The organism is Arthrobacter sp. Bi83 (assembly GCF_918698095.1).
Taxonomy (GTDB): Bacteria; Actinomycetota; Actinomycetes; order Actinomycetales; family Micrococcaceae; genus Arthrobacter.
In genome coordinates, this window is sequence record NZ_CAKKLY010000003.1 from 88,194 (window position 1) to 105,978 (window position 17,785).

17 protein-coding genes and 1 tRNA gene are annotated in these 17,785 nt (G+C 65.3%); 15 read left to right on the forward strand and 3 right to left on the reverse strand.

Annotated features, from left to right (window positions below; translation table 11 throughout):
- Positions 1-5 precede the first annotated feature (5 nt).
- The 15 genes from LQ144_RS03285 to LQ144_RS03355 all read left to right on the forward strand — a co-directional run bounded on the left by LQ144_RS03285 (position 6) and on the right by LQ144_RS03355 (position 14,771).
- Positions 6-446, forward strand: coding sequence for a cytidine deaminase (locus LQ144_RS03285; RefSeq protein WP_230117129.1), 441 nt, complete (start codon positions 6-8; stop codon positions 444-446).
- Positions 443-1,756, forward strand: coding sequence for a thymidine phosphorylase (locus tag LQ144_RS03290; protein ID WP_230117130.1), 1,314 nt, complete (start codon positions 443-445; stop codon positions 1,754-1,756). Before LQ144_RS03285 ends, LQ144_RS03290 begins: the two co-directional genes overlap by 4 nt.
- 4 nt (positions 1,757-1,760) lie before the next feature.
- Positions 1,761-2,387 carry a DedA family protein gene (locus LQ144_RS03295; RefSeq protein ID WP_230117131.1) on the forward strand — a complete coding sequence of 209 codons (627 nt, stop codon included), beginning with the start codon at positions 1,761-1,763 and terminating at the stop codon, positions 2,385-2,387.
- Positions 2,388-2,481: 94 nt separating this feature from the next.
- Positions 2,482-3,225 (forward strand): DedA family protein, encoded by a 744-nt coding sequence (locus tag LQ144_RS03300; RefSeq protein ID WP_230117132.1) that lies wholly within the window; start codon positions 2,482-2,484, stop codon positions 3,223-3,225.
- 70 nt (positions 3,226-3,295) lie between these two features.
- Entirely contained in the window at positions 3,296-4,438 is a 1,143-nt protein-coding gene (locus LQ144_RS03305; protein WP_230117133.1) for an adenosine deaminase, read from the forward strand.
- A gap of 67 nt (positions 4,439-4,505) precedes the next feature.
- The gene (locus tag LQ144_RS03310) at positions 4,506-5,105 is read left to right on the forward strand and encodes a MazG nucleotide pyrophosphohydrolase domain-containing protein (RefSeq protein WP_230117190.1); all 600 of its coding nucleotides are present in this window, start codon (positions 4,506-4,508) and stop codon (positions 5,103-5,105) included.
- Between the two features lie 122 nt (positions 5,106-5,227).
- A complete protein-coding gene (gene eno, locus LQ144_RS03315; RefSeq protein WP_230117134.1) occupies positions 5,228-6,508 on the forward strand; it encodes a phosphopyruvate hydratase in 1,281 nt (426 codons plus the stop codon).
- Between the two features lie 161 nt (positions 6,509-6,669).
- A complete protein-coding gene (locus LQ144_RS03320) occupies positions 6,670-7,398 on the forward strand; it encodes a septum formation initiator family protein (RefSeq protein ID WP_230117135.1) in 729 nt (242 codons plus the stop codon).
- Between the two features lie 75 nt (positions 7,399-7,473).
- Positions 7,474-8,139: a DUF501 domain-containing protein gene (locus LQ144_RS03325; protein ID WP_230117136.1), complete on the forward strand. Its 666-nt coding sequence runs from the start codon at positions 7,474-7,476 to the stop codon at positions 8,137-8,139.
- Positions 8,136-9,083, forward strand: coding sequence for a Ppx/GppA phosphatase family protein (locus LQ144_RS03330; RefSeq protein ID WP_230117137.1), 948 nt, complete (start codon positions 8,136-8,138; stop codon positions 9,081-9,083). The genes LQ144_RS03325 and LQ144_RS03330 overlap by 4 nt, the downstream gene beginning before the upstream one ends.
- A gap of 48 nt (positions 9,084-9,131) precedes the next feature.
- Positions 9,132-10,526: a S8 family serine peptidase gene (locus LQ144_RS03335; RefSeq protein WP_230117138.1), complete on the forward strand. Its 1,395-nt coding sequence runs from the start codon at positions 9,132-9,134 to the stop codon at positions 10,524-10,526.
- A 34-nt stretch (positions 10,527-10,560) separates the two neighbouring features.
- On the forward strand, positions 10,561-12,027 hold the full coding sequence (locus tag LQ144_RS03340) for an FAD-dependent oxidoreductase (protein WP_230117139.1): 1,467 nt from the start codon (positions 10,561-10,563) through the stop codon (positions 12,025-12,027).
- A 134-nt stretch (positions 12,028-12,161) separates the two neighbouring features.
- On the forward strand, positions 12,162-13,142 hold the full coding sequence (locus LQ144_RS03345; RefSeq protein ID WP_230117140.1) for an ACT domain-containing protein: 981 nt from the start codon (positions 12,162-12,164) through the stop codon (positions 13,140-13,142).
- Positions 13,133-13,206 (forward strand) — tRNA-Leu (locus LQ144_RS03350). Before LQ144_RS03345 ends, LQ144_RS03350 begins: the two co-directional genes overlap by 10 nt.
- 215 nt (positions 13,207-13,421) lie before the next feature.
- Positions 13,422-14,771, forward strand: a complete 1,350-nt coding sequence (locus LQ144_RS03355; RefSeq protein ID WP_230117141.1) for an ABC transporter substrate-binding protein — start codon at positions 13,422-13,424, stop codon at positions 14,769-14,771.
- Positions 14,772-15,028: 257 nt separating this feature from the next.
- On the opposite strand, the gene LQ144_RS03360 is transcribed toward LQ144_RS03355, so the two are convergent.
- From LQ144_RS03360 to LQ144_RS03370, 3 genes are read right to left on the reverse strand one after another with little or no spacing between them, the layout of a single operon-like run.
- Positions 15,029-15,799 carry an ABC transporter ATP-binding protein gene (locus LQ144_RS03360; RefSeq protein WP_230117142.1) on the reverse strand — a complete coding sequence of 257 codons (771 nt, stop codon included), beginning with the start codon at positions 15,797-15,799 and terminating at the stop codon, positions 15,029-15,031.
- Entirely contained in the window at positions 15,796-16,815 is a 1,020-nt protein-coding gene (locus LQ144_RS03365; RefSeq protein ID WP_230117143.1) for an ABC transporter ATP-binding protein, read from the reverse strand. Before LQ144_RS03365 ends, LQ144_RS03360 begins: the two co-directional genes overlap by 4 nt.
- Positions 16,812-17,780, reverse strand: coding sequence for a branched-chain amino acid ABC transporter permease (locus tag LQ144_RS03370; RefSeq protein ID WP_230117144.1), 969 nt, complete (start codon positions 17,778-17,780; stop codon positions 16,812-16,814). Before LQ144_RS03370 ends, LQ144_RS03365 begins: the two co-directional genes overlap by 4 nt.
- Between the last annotated feature and the right edge of the window lie 5 nt (positions 17,781-17,785).

Sequence of the window (17,785 nt, forward strand, 5' to 3'; positions counted from 1 at the left end):
CCGCGGTGGACAAGAGCGTCTCGACAAGCTCGACCACCCGGGGCGAAAAGTCCGACGTCGACTGGCCGGCTTTGGAGGCCGCCGCCGTCGCGGCGATGAAGAACGCCTACGCGCCGTATTCCAGGTTCCCGGTGGGTGCGGCCGCCCTCACCGGGGACGGCCGGGTCGTGAGCGGCTGCAACGTTGAAAACGCAAGCTACGGCCTGACGCTGTGCGCCGAGTGCGCGCTCGTGGGCAACCTGCAGATGACCGGCGGCGGGCTGCTGCGCGCCTTCTATTGCGTTGACGGCGGCGGCAACGTGCTCATGCCCTGCGGGCGTTGCCGCCAGCTGCTGTACGAATTCCGGGCTCCCGGCATGGAGCTCATGACCACGCAGGGAATCAAGACCATGGACCAGGTGCTCCCCGACGCATTCGGCCCCCAACACCTGGAGGAAACACGGTGACCCAGAAGACCGAGGCGTTTGACGCCGTCGACATCATCCGCACCAAGCGTGACAAGGGCATCCTGAGCCCTGCACAGATCGACTGGACCATCGACGCCTACACCCGCGGCGTCATCGCCGAAGAGCAGATGGCCGCGCTGAACATGGCCATCCTGCTCAACGGCATGGACCGTGCCGAGATCTCCCGCTGGACCGCCGCGATGATCGCCTCGGGCGAGCGGATGGACTTTTCGAGTCTCCAGCGTCCCGACGGCGGCGTGAAGGTTACGTCCGACAAGCACTCCACCGGAGGCGTGGGCGACAAGATCACCCTGCCGCTGGCACCCCTCGTGGCCGTATTCGGGGTGGCCGTGCCCCAGTTGTCCGGACGCGGCCTGGGGCACACGGGCGGCACACTGGACAAACTGGAGTCCATTCCGGGCTGGCGCGCCGCGCTGAGCAACGAGGAAATGCTGGCTCAGCTTCAGGACGTCGGGGCGGTGATCTGCGCTGCCGGTGCTGGCCTGGCCCCGGCGGACAAGAAGCTCTACGCGCTCCGTGACGTCACGGGCACCGTCGAAGCCATCCCGCTGATCGCGTCGTCGATCATGAGCAAGAAAATAGCGGAGGGCACGGGATCGCTGGTGCTCGATGTGAAGGTGGGCAGCGGCGCCTTCATGAAAGATGAGGCCCGTGCCCGGGAGCTTGCCGAGACCATGGTGGCCCTCGGCAAGGACGCCGGAGTGAACACGGTGGCACTGCTCACCAACATGAGCACGCCCCTCGGCCTGACGGCCGGCAACGCCATCGAAGTGGAGGAGTCCGTGGAGGTGCTGGCTGGCGGAGGGCCCGAGGACGTGGTGGAACTGACGGTCCGGCTGGCTGAGGAAATGCTGGCCTGTGCCGGCGTGAAGGACGCCGATCCTGCCGCGGCACTGAAAGACGGCCGCGCCATGGATGTCTGGAACCGGATGATCAAGGGGCAGGGCGGGGATCCCCAGGCAAAGCTGCCGGTCGCGAAGGAGTCCGAAACCATCTACGCACCGGCGGACGGGGTCCTCGTGGAACTGGACGCACTGGCCGTGGGCGTTGCGGCCTGGCGGCTTGGAGCCGGCCGCGCCCGCAAGGAGGACGTGGTACAGGCCGGCGCCGGCGTCCGGCTGCACGCCAAGCCTGGAGCCACTGTGCGGGCGGGGGAGCCGCTCATGACGTTGCTGACGGACACCCCGGAGAAATTCGCCCGCGCCAAGGAGGCACTCGAAAGCGCTGTCACCATCGCGCCGGAAGGATCGCGTCCGGCACAGCAGCTGATCATCGACCGCATCGCCTGACCCAATGCAGGCCATCAACGACTTCATCCTTGCTGCCGCCGGGCAGCCCTGGGTCCTGATCCTTGTCCTGGCCTGCTGCATCATTGACGGTTTCTTCCCACCCATCCCCAGCGAGTCCGTCGTGGTGGGGCTGGCGGCGGTCGCGGCCACCGCGGATGTCCCCAATCCGTGGTTGCTCATAGCCACCGCGGCGCTGGGGGCGTTCACCGGGGACAACACCGCGTACCTGATCGGCCGGGGCGTCGGCACGCGGCGCTGGCGCTGGATGCGGGGGCCCCGCATGCAGCGGGCCTTCCGCTGGGCAGGGCGTGAGCTCAGGAAGCGCGCGGCGTCGCTGATCCTCGTGGCGCGGTTTATCCCGATCGGCCGGGTGGCCGTGAACCTGACCGCCGGGGCCACGCACTATTCCCACGCCCGGTTCGTCGGGCTGACAGTGCTGTCCGCGTCACTGTGGGCAGCATATTCAGTGGGGATCGGGCTGTTCTTTGGCCAGTGGTTCGAGAACAATCATCTGCTCGGCGCCGCCATCGCGATCGCCTGCGCGATTGTGCTGGGCATCGTGGTGGACATCGTAATCAGCCGGATCCGGGGGCGCCTTCCGGACCCGGCAGGGGAGGGCGAGTTTTCCTGAACGGGCGTAGCGGACTATGCTCCGGCCATGGGACACTAAAGAGCGATTTGCGTCACTATTGTTTTGGTCATTTTCCGCTAGGAGCAACACCCGCGTGGAGTTTATTAATGAGGCCGTGCTCCATGCAGCGGGTCAGTGGTGGATTTACCCCATCTTGCTCGTGTTCTTTTTCGTGGACGGCTTCGCCATGGTTGTTCCCAGCGAGACACTCATCGTGGCGCTGGCGGCGTTCTCCCGGCAAAGCGGCAATCCAAACCTTTGGATACTGGGGTTCACTGCGCTCGTCGGGGCGATGGCCGGCGACAACATGGCATATCTCCTCGGCCGGAAAATCGGACTGAACCGCTGGAAATGGATGCGCCGGCCAAAAGTGCAAAAGGTCTTCGGCTGGGCGCGGTATGAGCTGGAGAAGCGCGGCGCCGTGCTGATCTTCACGGCCCGCTACATCCCCTGGGGGCGAGTGGCCGTCAATTACGTTGCCGGAACCACAGGGTTTCCGCACCGCCGGTTTTTCGTCCTGGACGGGCTGGCCTGCTTTACCTGGGTTGGGTATTCGATCGGCATCGGTATCGTTGCCAGTTCGTTCCCCTGGCTGCACAGCAACCCTCTTCTCGGGGCGGGCATCGCCGTGGTGTTCGCCATCATCCTCGGCATCGCCATTGACCATTTGCTGCGCTGGTGGCACAAGCGGCTCGGCCGCCACGACGCCGTGCATGCGCCGGGAAGCACAACCGAACATCGGCCGGCACCGGAGGGTGCCCCGAAAGGACCCGACGCCGAAAGCCTCGCCGCCGAGCGGCCGGCCGCGGTGGCCGCCGACGTCGAATCGGCCCGCTGAGCTTAGCCCGCCAAACGCGGCCTCCGCATTGCCGTTGGCATTGCGCGCGGTCCAACCCTAGAGTTGGTACGTGACTGAGCCAATCGTTGACGCCGCCCCTGCCCTTGACTTCGACCTGAAGAGCCTTCCAAAGGTATCCCTTCACGACCACCTGGACGGGGGTCTGCGACCGGCCACCATCATCGACCTGGCGGAGGCCGTTGGCCACACCCTCCCTTCAACAGACCCCACCGCACTCGGGGAATGGTTCCGTGAGTCCGCCAATTCCGGTTCTCTGGTCCGCTACCTCGAGACCTTTGACCACACTATTGCCGTGATGCAGACCAAGGAAGGGCTGTTCCGGGTGGCGAAGGAATTCGTGGAAGACCTCGGGGACGACGGTGTGGTGTACGGAGAGGTCCGCTGGGCTCCGGAGCAGCACCTCCAGAAGGGCCTGACGCTCGACGAAGTGGTTGAGGCCGTCCAGGAAGGTCTTGAGGCTGGTGTGGACGCCGTGGCCGAGTCCGGGCGCGAGATCCAGGTGGGCCAGCTGATCACGGCCATGCGGCACGCCGACCGCGGCCTGGAGATCGCGGAGCTGGCCGTCCGCCACCGCGACAACGGCGCCGTCGGCTTCGACATTGCAGGTGCCGAAGACGGCTTCCTGCCGTCGCGCTTCCGCGACGCCTTCACTTACCTTGCGGAAAACAATTTCCCCGCCACGGTTCACGCGGGCGAGGCCGCAGGCCTTGACAGCATCCAGTCCGCCCTGGTGGACGGACGGGCACTGCGCCTCGGCCACGGCGTCCGCATCGCCGAGGACATCATGGTCGAGTTCGACAGCGACGACGCCGACGAAGACGATGACAACATCGGCCTCGTGACGCTCGGAAACCTCGCCAGCTGGGTCCGGGACCGCGGCATCCCCCTGGAGATCTGCCCGTCCTCAAACCTGCAGACCGGAGCCATCGCAGGCTTTGGGGAGGGCATCGAAAGCCACCCGCTGGACATGCTCTACCAGCTCGGCTTCAACGTGACCATCAACACGGACAACCGCCTCATGAGCGGCGTAAGCCTCACCGACGAGTTCGAGCTTCTGGTAGAGACGTTCGACTATGACCTCGACGACCTGCTTGAACTGACGCTCAACGCCGCCGAGGCGTCCTTCCTTCCGCTGGAGGAAAGGGAAGCCCTGGTGGAGTACATTAACGACGCCTACGGCGACCTTGGCTGAAAGCAGCGCCGGGGAGGTCTCCAGACTGCTCGAAATAATTGCAGCACTCCGCGAGCACTGCCCGTGGATGGGGGCCCTCACGCATGAGTCGCTCGTGGAGTACCTCCTCGAGGAGGCCTACGAGGTGGCGGAGACGATCGAGACCGGCGCCGACGAAGCCGAGCTGAAGGGCGAACTGGGCGATGTGCTGCTGCAAGTGGTGCTGCACGCCCGGCTCGCCGAAGAGCGCGGCACCTTCGCTTTCGGCGACGTCGCCCACGGCCTCACCGCCAAGATGATCCGGCGCAATCCGCACGTCTTCCGGCCGGACGGCTCCCTGCAAGACTCCTTTCCGGCAACTGTGGAGGAGATAGTGCTCAAGTGGGACGCCGTCAAAAAGGCCGAACGGCCGGAACGGGCCACCCACTTTGAGGGCATCCCCGAAGCGCTGCCGGCCTTGGCCCGTGCCCAGAAAACCCTCGACCGGGCCGCCCGGGCGGGTCTGACACCTCAAGTTGGGCATGCCCATCCGCTGGTTGAGCTTGTCGAAACCTGTGACTCCGAGAACCAGCTCGGTGACCTTCTGTTCGCGGTGGTCCGTGCTGCCCGCGGCAAGGGGTTTGATGCCGAACGCGCCCTCCGGGGCGCAGTCCGGCGGTACCAGAACTCAGCTCCGCCGGGATCATGACGTCCGGGTTCTGGATAGGTTTCCGTAACGTGCACCACTCTCGACTACGCTAGTCCCTGACGAGGACGTCGAGATTTTCCGCTAGTTTCCCAGTAAATCGCTTCACCATAAGGAGCATATTCATGGCGCTTATCGATGCCATCCACGCCCGCGAGATCCTCGATTCCCGTGGCAACCCGACCGTAGAAGTAGAAGTTCTGCTCTCCGACGGCCAGATCGGCCGCGCAGCGGTTCCCTCCGGCGCCTCCACGGGCGAGCACGAGGCCGTTGAACTCCGCGACGGCGACAAGGGCCGGTACCTCGGCAAGGGTGTCCAGAAGGCCGTTGACGCGGTCATCGACCAGATCGCCCCGGCCCTGATTGGCTTCGACGCCACCGACCAGCGCAGCATCGACCAGGCCATGATCGACCTGGACGGCACTGCCAACAAGGGCAAGCTTGGCGCCAACTCCATCCTGGGCGTGTCCCTGGCTGTTGCCAACGCCGCAGCGGCCTCCGCGGACCTGCCGCTCTACAAGTACCTGGGCGGCCCCAACGCCCACGTCCTTCCGGTGCCGCTGATGAACATCCTCAACGGCGGCTCGCACGCCGACTCCGACGTGGACATCCAGGAATTCATGATTGTCCCGATCGGCGCCGAGACCTTCTCCGAGGGCCTGCGCTGGGGTGTCGAGGTCTACCACAACCTCAAGTCAGTCCTGCAGGCCAAGGGCCTGTCCACCGGTCTGGGCGATGAGGGCGGCTTCGCGCCGAACCTGCCGTCCAACCGTGCCGCTTTGGACCTGATCCAGGAAGCCATCAAGAACGCCGGCTACACCCCGGGCAAGGACATCGCCCTGGCCTTGGACGTCGCCTCCTCCGAGTTCTTCACGGACGGCGCCTACCAGTTCGAAGGCAAGGCACTTTCCGCCACCGAGATGAGCGCCTACTACGCCGAGCTGGTAGCCGACTACCCGCTGGTTTCCATTGAGGACCCGCTCGACGAGAACGACTGGGAAGGCTGGAAGACCCTCACCGACGCCATCGGCGACAAGGTCCAGCTCGTGGGCGATGACCTCTTCGTCACCAACCCGGCCATCCTGCAGCGCGGCATCGACACCAAGACCGCGAATTCGCTGCTCGTCAAGGTCAACCAGATCGGTTCCCTGACCGAGACGCTGGACGCCGTGTCACTGGCCCAGCGTGCCGGTTACACCACCATCACCTCGCACCGTTCCGGTGAGACCGAGGACACCACCATCGCCGACATCTCCGTCGCCACCAACGCCGGCCAGATCAAGACCGGCGCCCCGGCCCGCTCGGAGCGTGTAGCCAAGTACAACCAGCTGCTGCGCATCGAAGAGGAACTCGACGACGCCGCACGCTACGCCGGACGCAGCGCCTTCCCGCGTTTCAACGGCTAGTAGCCGGATAAACAACTGACCGGTGGCTATGGTGGAAAGACCATAGCCACCGGTTTTTGTTTGAGGCCGTTGCCCGCTACGGCCGCTGCTCGTCAGGCCGGCCACCGTCCAGCGTTACCGTCCAGCGTTACAGCCCAGCGTCACGCGTTTACAGGAGTGTCATGGCTACCCGCCGTCCCAAAGTTCCCCGGGTGACCCCAGCATCCCGGCACCCCGAGACCGGATCCCCCGGGGGAGACGTCATCCAGGCGGACTTCGGCGGCCACCGTCCTGCTGACGCCGTCAGGGAAACGGGCACACGGGAAAGCGGTGCAGCGGGCGCCAGGGAATCGGCTGCGTCGAAAGCAAACGGCACCCACGGGCAGCCAGCCAAGGGAACGGCACCTGCTGGCGGACCCGCGCCCGCAAAGGGATCCGCCCCCGGCAAGGAAGCAGCCGGGAAAAACCGCGGCACATCCGGATCCTCAGCGGTTCAGGCGGCCGACGAAGCCCTCGACCCCGTTCCCGCCAAAGCCTTTTCCGGCCGCATGCTGGCACTGGCCGTCGTTATGATTGCCATCACCATCATGCTGGCGCCCACCGTAAAGATCTTCATCGACAAACGGGCGGAGATCGCGGCGCTGGAAGCGGACATCGCCGCCAGCAAGTCGAACCAGGACAACCTCAAGCGCCAGGTCTCGCGCTGGCAGGACCCGAACTATGTCAAGCAGCAGGCCCGGGACCGCATTAACATGGTTATGCCGGGAGAGACCGGCTACTGGGTGTTCGGCAGCGACCTGCCGGCCGGCGCGTCAGGCAGCCAGCCCGGTGCAGCAGCAGCACAAGACCCCGCCAACCTGCCGTGGGTGGATTCCCTCTGGGAGTCCATCAGGCGTTCGGCAACAGACTAAGAGCGGCGCCCGCCGCGGGACTGTCTCACACGCCTTTGAGACAGCCAGATCCGGGCAGGAAGGACGGCCGCGCCAGTGGACGAGAACACGGCAACAGCGCCGGAGGAATCCCGCCAGCCATCGGCACACGATCTTGAGGTGCTGAGCCGCCAACTGGGCAGGCCGGTCCGTGACGTCGTCGAGATCCCCGCGCGCTGCGTCTGCGGCAACCCGCTCGTGGCGGCCACGGCTCCCCGGCTCAGCAACGGCACGCCGTTCCCCACCACCTTCTACCTCACGCATCCGGTGATCACGTCAGCCGTGTCACGCCTTGAGGCGGCCGGGCTCATGAACGAAATGAACGACCGCCTCACCGCGGATGAAGCGCTGGCGGCAAGCTACCGCGGCGCCCACGAGGCATACCTCGCATCCCGTGCCGAAATCGGGGCCCGCTCCGGCATTGGCGGCGTGCCCGAAATTGACGGCATCTCGGCCGGCGGCATGCCCACCCGGGTCAAATGCCTGCATGTGCTCGTCGGCCAGTCGCTCGCCGCCGGCCGCGGCGTGAATCCCCTCGGCGACGAAGCCATCGACGCCATCGCCGAGTGGTGGACCGCCGACCGCTGCTACTGCGACGGCGCCTGGGACACCGACGGTGAAGCGCCGTCGAGGGACCTCAGCCGCCACGGTCCGCAGGGCCTGCCGGAAATCGTCGGGCGGCCCGCACCCGTCCGGAAGTCCAAGCAGGAGGCCGGCGAATGACCAGGGTTGCAGCCATTGACTGCGGTACCAACTCCATCCGACTGCTTATCGCCGACGTCGACCGCGGCAACGGCGCCACCAAACTCACCGACATCGTGCGGGAGATGCGCGTGGTGAGGCTCGGGCAGGGCGTTGACGCCACCGGCGAGCTCGCGCCCGAAGCGCTGGAGCGCACGTTCGCGGCCACCGCGGATTACGCCGCAATGATCCGTGAATACCGGGCTGAGAAGGTCCGCTTCGTGGCTACCTCCGCGAGCCGCGACGCCCGCAACCGCCAGGTGTTCGTGGATGGCATCCACGGCCTCCTCGGCGTGGAGCCGGAGGTCATCTCCGGCGATGAGGAAGCCGCGCTGTCCTTCGCCGGGGCCAGCAGCGTGCTGCCGCTCTCCGGCAGTGACCGGGTACTGGTGGTGGACCTGGGCGGCGGCAGCACGGAATTCGTGCTGGGTGACACCGGCGGCGTGATCGCCGCGAAATCCGTGGACATCGGCTGCGTCAGGCTGACCGAACGCCACCTCAAGAGCGATCCGCCCACGGCCGAACAGATCGCCGCGGCTGAGGCTGACGTAGATGCCGCGATCACCGAAGCGGGCCTGGACGTTCCGCTGGAACGCAGCACCGCCGTCGTCGGGGTTGCCGGTTCCATCACCACCATCACCGCGCATGCGCTGAAACTGCCGGAGTACCTGCCGGCCGCCATCCACGGTGCCGAGCTGTCCATCGAAACCATCCAGGCTGCGGCAAGCGACCTGCTGAGGATGACCAAGGCGCAGCGGGCCGAACTGCCGTACATGCACCCCGGCCGGGTTGACGTCATCGGCGCCGGAGCGCTGGTCTGGCGGCAGATCCTCACCAGGATGGGCGAGCTCACGGGCGGAGCGGTCATTACAGCCACCGCCAGCGAGCACGATATTCTTGACGGAATTGCCCTGAGTGTCAGTTAACTGAGTGTCAGCTAACGAGGCACCAGCCAACCGAGTATTGGATCTTGAATGACCAGAGCAACAGCCCGGTTCCGCCGGACGGTCTCCGCTCTGCTGTCTGCGGCGCTTGCCGGCGGCGTCGCTGCGGCAGCGATCGCAACAGCCCCCGCGGCGCAGGCAGACACCTGGCGCGACAAGGAATACTGGCTCAAGGAAGCAGGCATCACCAAGGCCTGGGAGATCTCCAAGGGCGCCAACGTCAAAGTGGCCGTGATCGACAGCGGCGTGGACGGCGACCACCCGGACCTGAAGGGCGCCATCGCCGGCGGCCATGACGTCTCGGGAGCGGGTACATCCGACGGGCAGAAAAGCATCGGTGCAAAGCCCGAGCACGGCACCCTCGTGGCCACCATGCTGGCGGGCCGCGGACACCAGCCGCCGCCGAAGAAGTCCAAGGCCGGCGCCAAGTCGACGCCCAGCCCGTCACCGTCGAAGACGTTGCCGGACGGGATCATGGGGGTCGCACCCGAAGCCGAGATCCTCTCCGTATCCACATGGCTGGGTTCAGCCAACCCTGGCGGGAAGAGCGATCAGGACCAGATCCCTGAGGCTGTCCGCTGGGCCGTGGACAACGGGGCCAAGGTAATCAACATTTCGCTGGGCAGCACATCGCCGGAATGGCCGCAGAGCTGGGACGCCGCCTTCCTGTACGCGGAACAGAAGGACGTGGTCATTGTGGCCGCGGCCGGCAACCGGGTCGGTGGAAACGTCCAGGTGGGGGCACCCGCCACCATCCCGGGCGTTCTCACCGTGGCGGGACTGGACCGTAACGGCAACGCCAGCACGGACTCCTCGTCGCAGGGCATCAGCATCGGCGTGGCAGCGCCCGCCGAGAAGCTTGCCGGAGGGCTCCCCGGCGGGAGCTACGCGGAATGGGCCGGCACCTCCGGCGCCACCCCGATCGTTTCAGGCGTGGCCGCGCTGATCCGCTCCAAATGGCCGCAGATGAGCGCGGAGCAGGTCATCAACAGAATTGTCACCACTGCCAAGGATGCGGGGGCGCCGGGCAAGGACCCGCTGTACGGTTTCGGGGTGCTCAATGCCGAGGCGGCACTGAAGGACAACGTCGCAGAGACGCAGACCAATCCGCTGGGGTCCATCTCGGACTGGATCCGCGTCCACCGCCGCGGAAACCTGGCAACGCCGTCCCCGGTTCCGCCTGCCGAATCCCACGTGGCCCAGCCCACCCTTCCCAAGGCCACGGTGCCGGTGGCGCAGCCGCCGTCGCAGCTGGACAGCGCCCTTCCTGCCGCCGTCGTCATCGGTTTCGGAGGCCTCTTCCTGGCCATCATCGCCGGCGCAGCCATTCAGCTGCGCCGCGCCTACCGGGCGTCCGGCGGAAGCGGCGAGGAGCCCGATACGGGTGTGCTGAACCGGGTGGATTCCGGCGATCCGCCTAGTTAGTGAAGATTTTCACAAACTACTGTATTCTGGATGCATGGCAACCACCCCTCAGCTCCAGGACCGTCCCCGGGTGCTCGTCGTCGGCGGCGGGTACGTCGGCCTGTACGTAGCACTCAAACTGCAGAAGAAGATCGCGAACGCCGGCGGCATCGTCACCGTCGTGGATCCGCTGCCCTACATGACCTACCAGCCCTTCCTGCCCGAGGTCGCCGGCGGCAACATCGAGGCGCGCCACGCTGTGGTCTCCCACCGCCAGCACCTCAAGCAGACCGAACTTATCCAAGGCCGCGTCACCTCGATTGACCATGCCAACCGCACTGCCGTGGTTGCTCCGGCAGACGGCGGCGACAACTTCGAGATTCCGTACTTCGACGTTGTCCTGGCGGCCGGTGCGATTACCCGCACCTTCCCCATCAAGGGCCTGGGGGACAAGGGCATCGGGCTCAAGACCATTGAGGAAGCCGTTGCACTTCGCAACAAGGTCCTCGAGCGGATTGAGACCGGCTCGCTCATGACGGATCCCGCAGAGCGTGCCCGCGCCCTGACGTTCGTCGTCGTCGGCGGCGGCTTCGCCGGCATTGAGTGCATTACCGAGATGGAAGACCTCGCCCGCGCGGCGGTCAAGAACAATCCTCGCGTCAAGCAGGAGGAAGTCCGCTTCGTCCTCGTCGAAGCCATGGGCCGCATCATGCCCGAGGTCACGGCCAAGCAGGCCGAATGGGTCGTGGAGCACCTCCGCAGCCGCGGCATCGAGGTGCTGCTCAACACCTCGCTTGACAGCGCCGAAGGCTCCCTGAAGCTCATCAACCTCCCGGACAAGACCCCGGCGCAGGAATTCGAGTCGGACACCCTGGTGTGGACCGCCGGTGTGCAGGCCAACCCGATGGTCCGGTCCACCGACTTCCCGCTCGAGCCGCGCGGACGTGTGCGCACGCTCCCGGACCTGCGCATCGCAGGCGACGAGGGCATTGTCGACAATGCCTGGGCTGCCGGCGACGTCGCTGCCGTGCCTGACCTCACCGGAAGTGGACTGCCGGACGGTACCTGCGTCCCGAACGCCCAGCACGCACTTCGCCAGGCGAAGCGCCTCGCCAAGAACCTGTGGGCTTCCCGCTGGAACAAGCCGCTGGTGGACTACAAGCACAAGAACCTTGGCGCTGTTGCCGGCTTCGGCGAGTGGAAGGGTGTTGCCAACATCAATCTCCTCGGCCGCATCGGTCTCAAGGGCGGCCTCGCCTGGCTGGCACACCGCGGCTACCACGGCATGGCCATCCCCACGGTTGAGCGCAAGGTCCGCGTAATCTTTGGCTGGATCCTGAGCTTCTTCATGGGCCGCGACACCACGCCGCTCATGGACCTCGACAACCCCCGCGGTGCCTTTGTTGCGGCCGCCACCCCGGCTCCGAAGCCGGCCGCCGCTCCGGCTGCCCCGGTTGCCGGCAAGACCGCCGACGCCCCGCTGGGTGGTTCAAAGGACCCTGTTGTGGCGGAAGCCAAGTAAAGAGCTACAGCTGACGACGGCGGCCGTTCCCCTTGGGGGAGCGGCCGCTTTCGTCGTTGTCCTGTTTTCTTCAGTGCGGCTTCCGACGCAGCCGCGTCCCGGGAAGCGGCTGCGGTGAAGTCTAGACTGGCTGCATGACGGGTGAAAAGAACCTCCAGACGCTCCTGGCCGCCATGCATCCGGTGCTCCGCGAAGGCGAGTACGTGTATGTGCTCTGGCCGCACGGAAGGCCCTTGGCAGCCGGCATCGAGGCTGCTGTCCGTGAAGCCGAAGGGCTGACCGTGGTGCTGCCGCGCGCCGAGGCGGACGCCTTGGGACTCGATTACGACTTCGTGGCCGCCTGGATCACTCTGGAGGTCCATTCGGATCTGGAGGCCGTGGGCTTGACTGCCGCCGTGAGCCGGGCCCTGACAGACGCCAAAATCAGCTGCAACGTGCTGGCAGGCTTTCACCATGACCACTTGCTGGTCCCCGTGGGAGACTCTGCCCGCGCCCTCGAGGCGCTGGCCGAGCTTGCAGCGACGAACGCATCTGATCCTGAACCCGTGCGCGAGGTGAGGCTGCGCAACGAGAAACCCGAAGACCGCGAAGCCATCCTCGCTTTGGCGGCGGAGGCATTCTCGGTGTCTCCGGTCACAGGGCTGCCGGTCGAGGGCGAGCCCGTGGAGGTGGACATCCTGCGCCGGCTTTTCGAAGCGCGGGAGTACCTGCCGGAGCTCAGCGTTGTGGCCGAGCTGGACGGCGAAATCGTGGGACACGTGATCAGCACGCGGGCGTGGGTGGACGGCCTTGAGCTGCTGGGGCTGGGGCCCATCGGTGTGGCGCCCAGGCTACAACGCCACGGCATCGGCTCGGCGCTCATGCGTGAAACGGTAATCCGGGCCAACGCGGCGGGGGAGCGGGGCATTGCCTTGCTCGGCAGCACCGAATATTACCCGCGGTTCGGCTTCGTGCCTTCGGCGTCCATGGGCATAGAGGCGCCCGATAAAAAGTGGGGAGACAACTTCCAGTTCCTTCCGCTCGCAGTCTGGCCCGGAGGCGTGCACGGAACCTTCCGGTACGCGGAACCTTTCGCTGCCGTGGAAGGCGATACCATTGACCGGGCGCCCCAGTAGCCCAATTGGCAGAGGCAGCGGACTTAAAATCCGCGTGTTGTGGGTTCGAGTCCCACCTGGGGTACAAGTTTCCCGGTTCGTGAGGTGCCGTATGAACGGCCCGTATTCGGGCGCGGATAATGTCATTCCTTCAGGTGTCCCATATGCAACGAGTGTTATAAGGATGTGACCTTACTCACTTATGTTCGGGGCCCAATTGCACTAGCTTGAAGTTAGCTCAGGAACACCTGACCAATCGCATCAAAGGCCGTTCGCACCTTTCGATCGAGGAGACATTAAATGATTTCACTCCCCCAGACGGCGCCCCGAGTAGCTAAGCTCACAGCGCTTAGCATCGGCGTCGCCCTTCTGGCTACGGCTTGTGGTGGCAGCTCCACTCCAACCGCGACCACCTCAGCGGCCGGCGGGGCCGGCGGCATCGCGTGCCCTGCTGCCAGCGCGACAGCCGGAGGCTCCAGCTCAGCAGCCGCAGAAGCCTCCGTGCCCGCTTCGACGACGACCACCCCCACTCCGCTGAAAATCGGATCGCTCCTGCCGACAACGGGGTCGCTGGCGTTCCTCGGCCCGCCCGAAATTGCCGGCGTTAACCTTGGCATCAAGGAGATCAACGCCGCTGGCGGCGTTCTGGGCAAGCCGGTGCAGGTTGTCCACCGCGACTCGGGCGACACGAAGACGGACATTGCGACGCAGTCGACTACGGCCCTGCTGGGCCAGGGTGTCAGCGCCATCATCGGCGCGGCTTCCTCCGGCGTCTCGAAGACCGTCATCAACCAGATCACCGGAGCCGGCGTCCTGGAATTCTCTCCGGCCAACACTTCCCCGGACTTCACCACCTGGGACGACAAGGGCCTGTACTGGCGTACGGCTCCCTCTGACGTCCTTCAGGGCAAGGTTCTCGGTAACTACATGGCCACTTGTGGAGCCCAGACCCTGGGCATGATGGTCCTCAACGACGCTTACGGCACCGGCCTGCAGAAAAACGTGAAGGAAGCCTTCACCTCCGCCGGCGGCCAGGTTGTGGCTGAGCAGCTCTACAACACCGGCGATTCGCAGTTCAGCAGCCAGGTCGATGCGCTGGTCGCCGCCAAGCCCGACGCCATTGCGCTGATCACGTTCGACGAAGCCAAGAGCATCATTCCGCTGCTGACCGGCAAGGGAATCAAGCCGGAACAGCTGTTCCTAGTTGACGGCAACCTCTTCGATTACAGCAAGGACTTCAAAGCAGGAACCCTTAAGGGCGCTCGCGGCACGCAGCCGGGAACCTTTGCTAAGGAGGACTTCAAGAAGTCGCTTCTCGCGATTGATCCCGCCCTGCGGACGTTCAACTATGCAGGCGAGGCGTACGATGCAACCAACATGACCGCGCTTGCGGCAGAGGCAGCAAAGAGCACCAAGGGCACGGACATTGCCAAGCAGCTCAAGGCAGTCTCTGAAGGCGGCGAGAAGTGCAACACCTTCCCGTCGTGTGTCACCCTGCTCCGGAACGGCAAGGACATCGACTACGACGGCCAGTCCGGTCCGATCACGTTCTCTGACGCCGGTGACCCCACGGAAGCCTACATCGGCATCTACGAGTACGACGACACCAACAAGCCGCAGCCTGCGAAGGAAGAATTCGGCAAGCTGTAGCCCCTTTCCTAGCCAGACCAGTAGCCCCCGTCCCACGAGGACGGGGGCTTCTGCGTGCCAGACCATTGGCTTGGCGCTGCGCAACGACCGGTGACGCGACAGTCTGCGCCGCGTGACGCCGTCGTGCGCCTCCAGTCGTGCGCCTCCAGTCGTGCGCCTCGCTGAGCGAGTGGTACGCCCGGGGCTAGACAAGAACCACGGGCACGCAGAAAGGGCCGCCACCGGAGGTGACAGCCCTTCTGGCGGTCCAGCGAAGCTTAGGCTTCGTCGGCGAGCGTTCCCAGGTACAGCTGGATGACCTTCGGGTCCTTCATCAGCTCCCGGCCTGTTCCTGTGTACGCGTCCTTGCCCTGGTCCAGGACGTAGCCGCGGTCGCAGATCTGCAGGCAGCGGCGGGCGTTCTGCTCCACCATGATCACGGACACGCCAGCGCGGTTGATCTCATGCACGCGAAGGAACGTTTCGTCCTGTTTCACGGGGGAGAGGCCTGCCGACGGCTCGTCCAGCAGCAGCACCGCGGGGTCCATCATGAGGGCCCGGCCCATGGCCACCATCTGGCGCTCCCCGCCGGACAGCGAACCGGCGCGCTGGGCCCTGCGCTTGCCAAGCTCAGGGAAAAGGTCGGTGACAAAGTCGAACCTCTCGGCGAAGTCCTTGGGGCGCTGGAACATGCCCATCTGCATGTTTTCCTCGATGGTGAGGGTGGCGAACACGTTGTTGTTCTGCGGCACGAAGCCGACGCCCTGCGTGACGAGCTTGTTCGCCTTGAGACCGGTCAGGTCCTGGCCGCGGACCACCACTGAGCCCGAGTGCACCTTCACGAGGCCAAACATGGCCTTGAGGAGTGTGGACTTCCCGGCGCCGTTCGGCCCGATGATGCCGATCAGCTCGCCTTTGCGGGCCTCGATGCTGCAGCCATTGAGGATGTTCACACCGGGCAGATATCCGGCCACGAGGTTCGTGACCTTGACGACGGAGTCGTCCGCTGCTGCGCTCTTTGCGGCCGGTGCCGCGCTCGTGGCACTCATGCTTTGTCCTTGTCTGTGCGGATGGTCTCCTGCATATCTGGCGCCACAACGTCCACGGCGATGATGCCGGCGTTTTCCGTGCCGACGATCGACTCCTCGTCGGCGACGAGTTCCTGCTCCAGGGCCTTGATGCCTTCAGAATCGCCCAGGTCGACGTCGTGGTGGGCACCCAGGTAGGCATCGATCACCGCCGGGTTCTTCATGACCTCGCCCGGGGGACCCTCGGCCACGATCTTGCCTTCAGCCATGACAACTACCCAGTCAGCGATGTGGCGCACCATGTTCATGTCATGTTCCACGAAGAGGACCGTCATGCCCTCTGCCTTGAGGTTCTTGATGTGGTCCAGCAGGGACTGGGTCAGCGCAGGGTTGACGCCCGCCATGGGCTCATCGAGCATGACGAGCTTGGGCCGGACCATGAGCGAGCGTGCCATTTCGAGCAGCTTGCGCTGGCCGCCGGACAGCGAGGCCGCGTAGTCGTCCTTCTTCGTGTCCAGCTTGAATTTCTCCAGCAGGACGTTCGCCTGATCCGTGATTTCCTTTTCCCGGCTGCCCCACATGCCCTTGAACAGGGCCTTGGAAAGCCGTTCGCCGGGCTGGTCAGAACCGCCCAGGCGCATGTTCTCCATGACCGTCAGCTTGCCCATGACCTTGGTCAGCTGGAAGGTGCGGACCATGCCCATGCGAGCCACCTTGTAGGAGGAGACGCCGGCAATGCTCTGCCCTTCAAACTGCCACTTGCCGGAGTTCGGGGTGTCGAAGCCGGTGAGCAGATTGAAGAGGGTGGTCTTGCCCGCACCGTTCGGACCGATCAGGGCCGTGATCTTGTGCCGAGGGATCTCCAGGTATTCGACGTCGACGGCGTTGATGCCCCCAAACGTGCGGGTCACGTTTTCGGCGACGACGATGGGGTCCCGCTTCTTGCAGCCGGGGGTGTTCTCTCCGACGGCGATCGCGCGGGCGTCCGTCATGTAGTCGACGCCGGCTTCCATTGATTCTTCGCTGTGCTTGCTCATGCGAACGCCAGCTCCTTCTTGTTGCCGAAGACTCCCTGGGGCCTGAAGATCATCAGCAGCATCAGGGCTACACCCACGAGGATGTAGCGCAGCTGCCCGGCCTGGACTGTGGTCAGCCAGGTCACCGCGCCCGATTCGATGAGGCCGTAGAGAATGCCCTGTGTCAGCGACAGGACCACCCAGAAGATCATGGCGCCGATGACCGGCCCCAAAACGGTGGCCATGCCGCCAAGCAGGAGGCAGGTCCACAGGAAGAACGTCAGCTCCGTGCCGTAGTTGGCAGGCTGGACTGCGCCGCGGGGGAGCGTGAAGACCATGCCGGCCAAGGCGCCCAGCACACCACCGATGACCAGCGCCTGCATCTTGTAGGCGTACACGTTCTTGCCCAGGGAGCGCACCGCGTTCTCATCCTCGCGGATGCCCTTCAATACGCGCCCCCAAGGGCTCCGCATCAGAAGCCAGATAATAACGCAGCAGATCACCGCGAGGCCCCAACCGATGACCCGGATGAAGAAGTCCCTGTTGTTCATGCCGAGGTAGTCGCCCTCGGGGAACGGGTTCATCGAGTAGAACCCGCCTTCGAAGGCTGCGAGTCCGTTGGCCGAGCCAGTCACCGACGTGAGCTGGTTGGTGGTGACGACGTAGCGGATAATCTCCGCCGCCGCAATGGTGACGATGGCCAGGTAGTCCGCCCGCAGGCGGAGGGTGGGGATACCCAGAACCAGCGCGAACAGCACAGAGCAGATGACAGCGATCAGCAATCCCACGAAGAAGGGGGCGCCGAAGCTAAGGGTGGAGATGGCGAAGCCGTAGGCTCCCACCGCCATGAAGCCGGCCTGGCCGAAGTTCAGCAGGCCCGAGTAGCCGAAGTGGACAGCAAGGCCCAGGGCGGCTAGGGCGTAAGCGGCAGTCGTCGGGCTGAAAAGCTCTCCGGCGGCGCTTGCAAGGATGAATCCGAAGTCCATGGCTG

Bases quoted from the DNA above. Each gene is read 5' to 3' on its own strand.
- LQ144_RS03295 (WP_230117131.1), top strand. From the start codon at position 1,761: ATGCAGGCCATCAACGACTTCATCCTTGCTGCCGCCGGGCAGCCCTGG.
- LQ144_RS03310 (WP_230117190.1), top strand. From the start codon at position 4,506: ATGGGGGCCCTCACGCATGAGTCGCTCGTGGAGTACCTCCTCGAGGAG.
- eno (WP_230117134.1), top strand. From the start codon at position 5,228: ATGGCGCTTATCGATGCCATCCACGCCCGCGAGATCCTCGATTCCCGT.
- LQ144_RS03320 (WP_230117135.1), top strand. From the start codon at position 6,670: ATGGCTACCCGCCGTCCCAAAGTTCCCCGGGTGACCCCAGCATCCCGG.
- LQ144_RS03330 (WP_230117137.1), top strand. From the start codon at position 8,136: ATGACCAGGGTTGCAGCCATTGACTGCGGTACCAACTCCATCCGACTG.
- LQ144_RS03335 (WP_230117138.1), top strand. From the start codon at position 9,132: ATGACCAGAGCAACAGCCCGGTTCCGCCGGACGGTCTCCGCTCTGCTG.
- LQ144_RS03340 (WP_230117139.1), top strand. From the start codon at position 10,561: ATGGCAACCACCCCTCAGCTCCAGGACCGTCCCCGGGTGCTCGTCGTC.
- LQ144_RS03345 (WP_230117140.1), top strand. From the start codon at position 12,162: ATGACGGGTGAAAAGAACCTCCAGACGCTCCTGGCCGCCATGCATCCG.
- LQ144_RS03355 (WP_230117141.1), top strand. From the start codon at position 13,422: ATGATTTCACTCCCCCAGACGGCGCCCCGAGTAGCTAAGCTCACAGCG.
- LQ144_RS03360 (WP_230117142.1), bottom strand. From the start codon at position 15,799: ATGAGTGCCACGAGCGCGGCACCGGCCGCAAAGAGCGCAGCAGCGGAC.
- LQ144_RS03365 (WP_230117143.1), bottom strand. From the start codon at position 16,815: ATGAGCAAGCACAGCGAAGAATCAATGGAAGCCGGCGTCGACTACATG.
- LQ144_RS03370 (WP_230117144.1), bottom strand. From the start codon at position 17,780: ATGGACTTCGGATTCATCCTTGCAAGCGCCGCCGGAGAGCTTTTCAGC.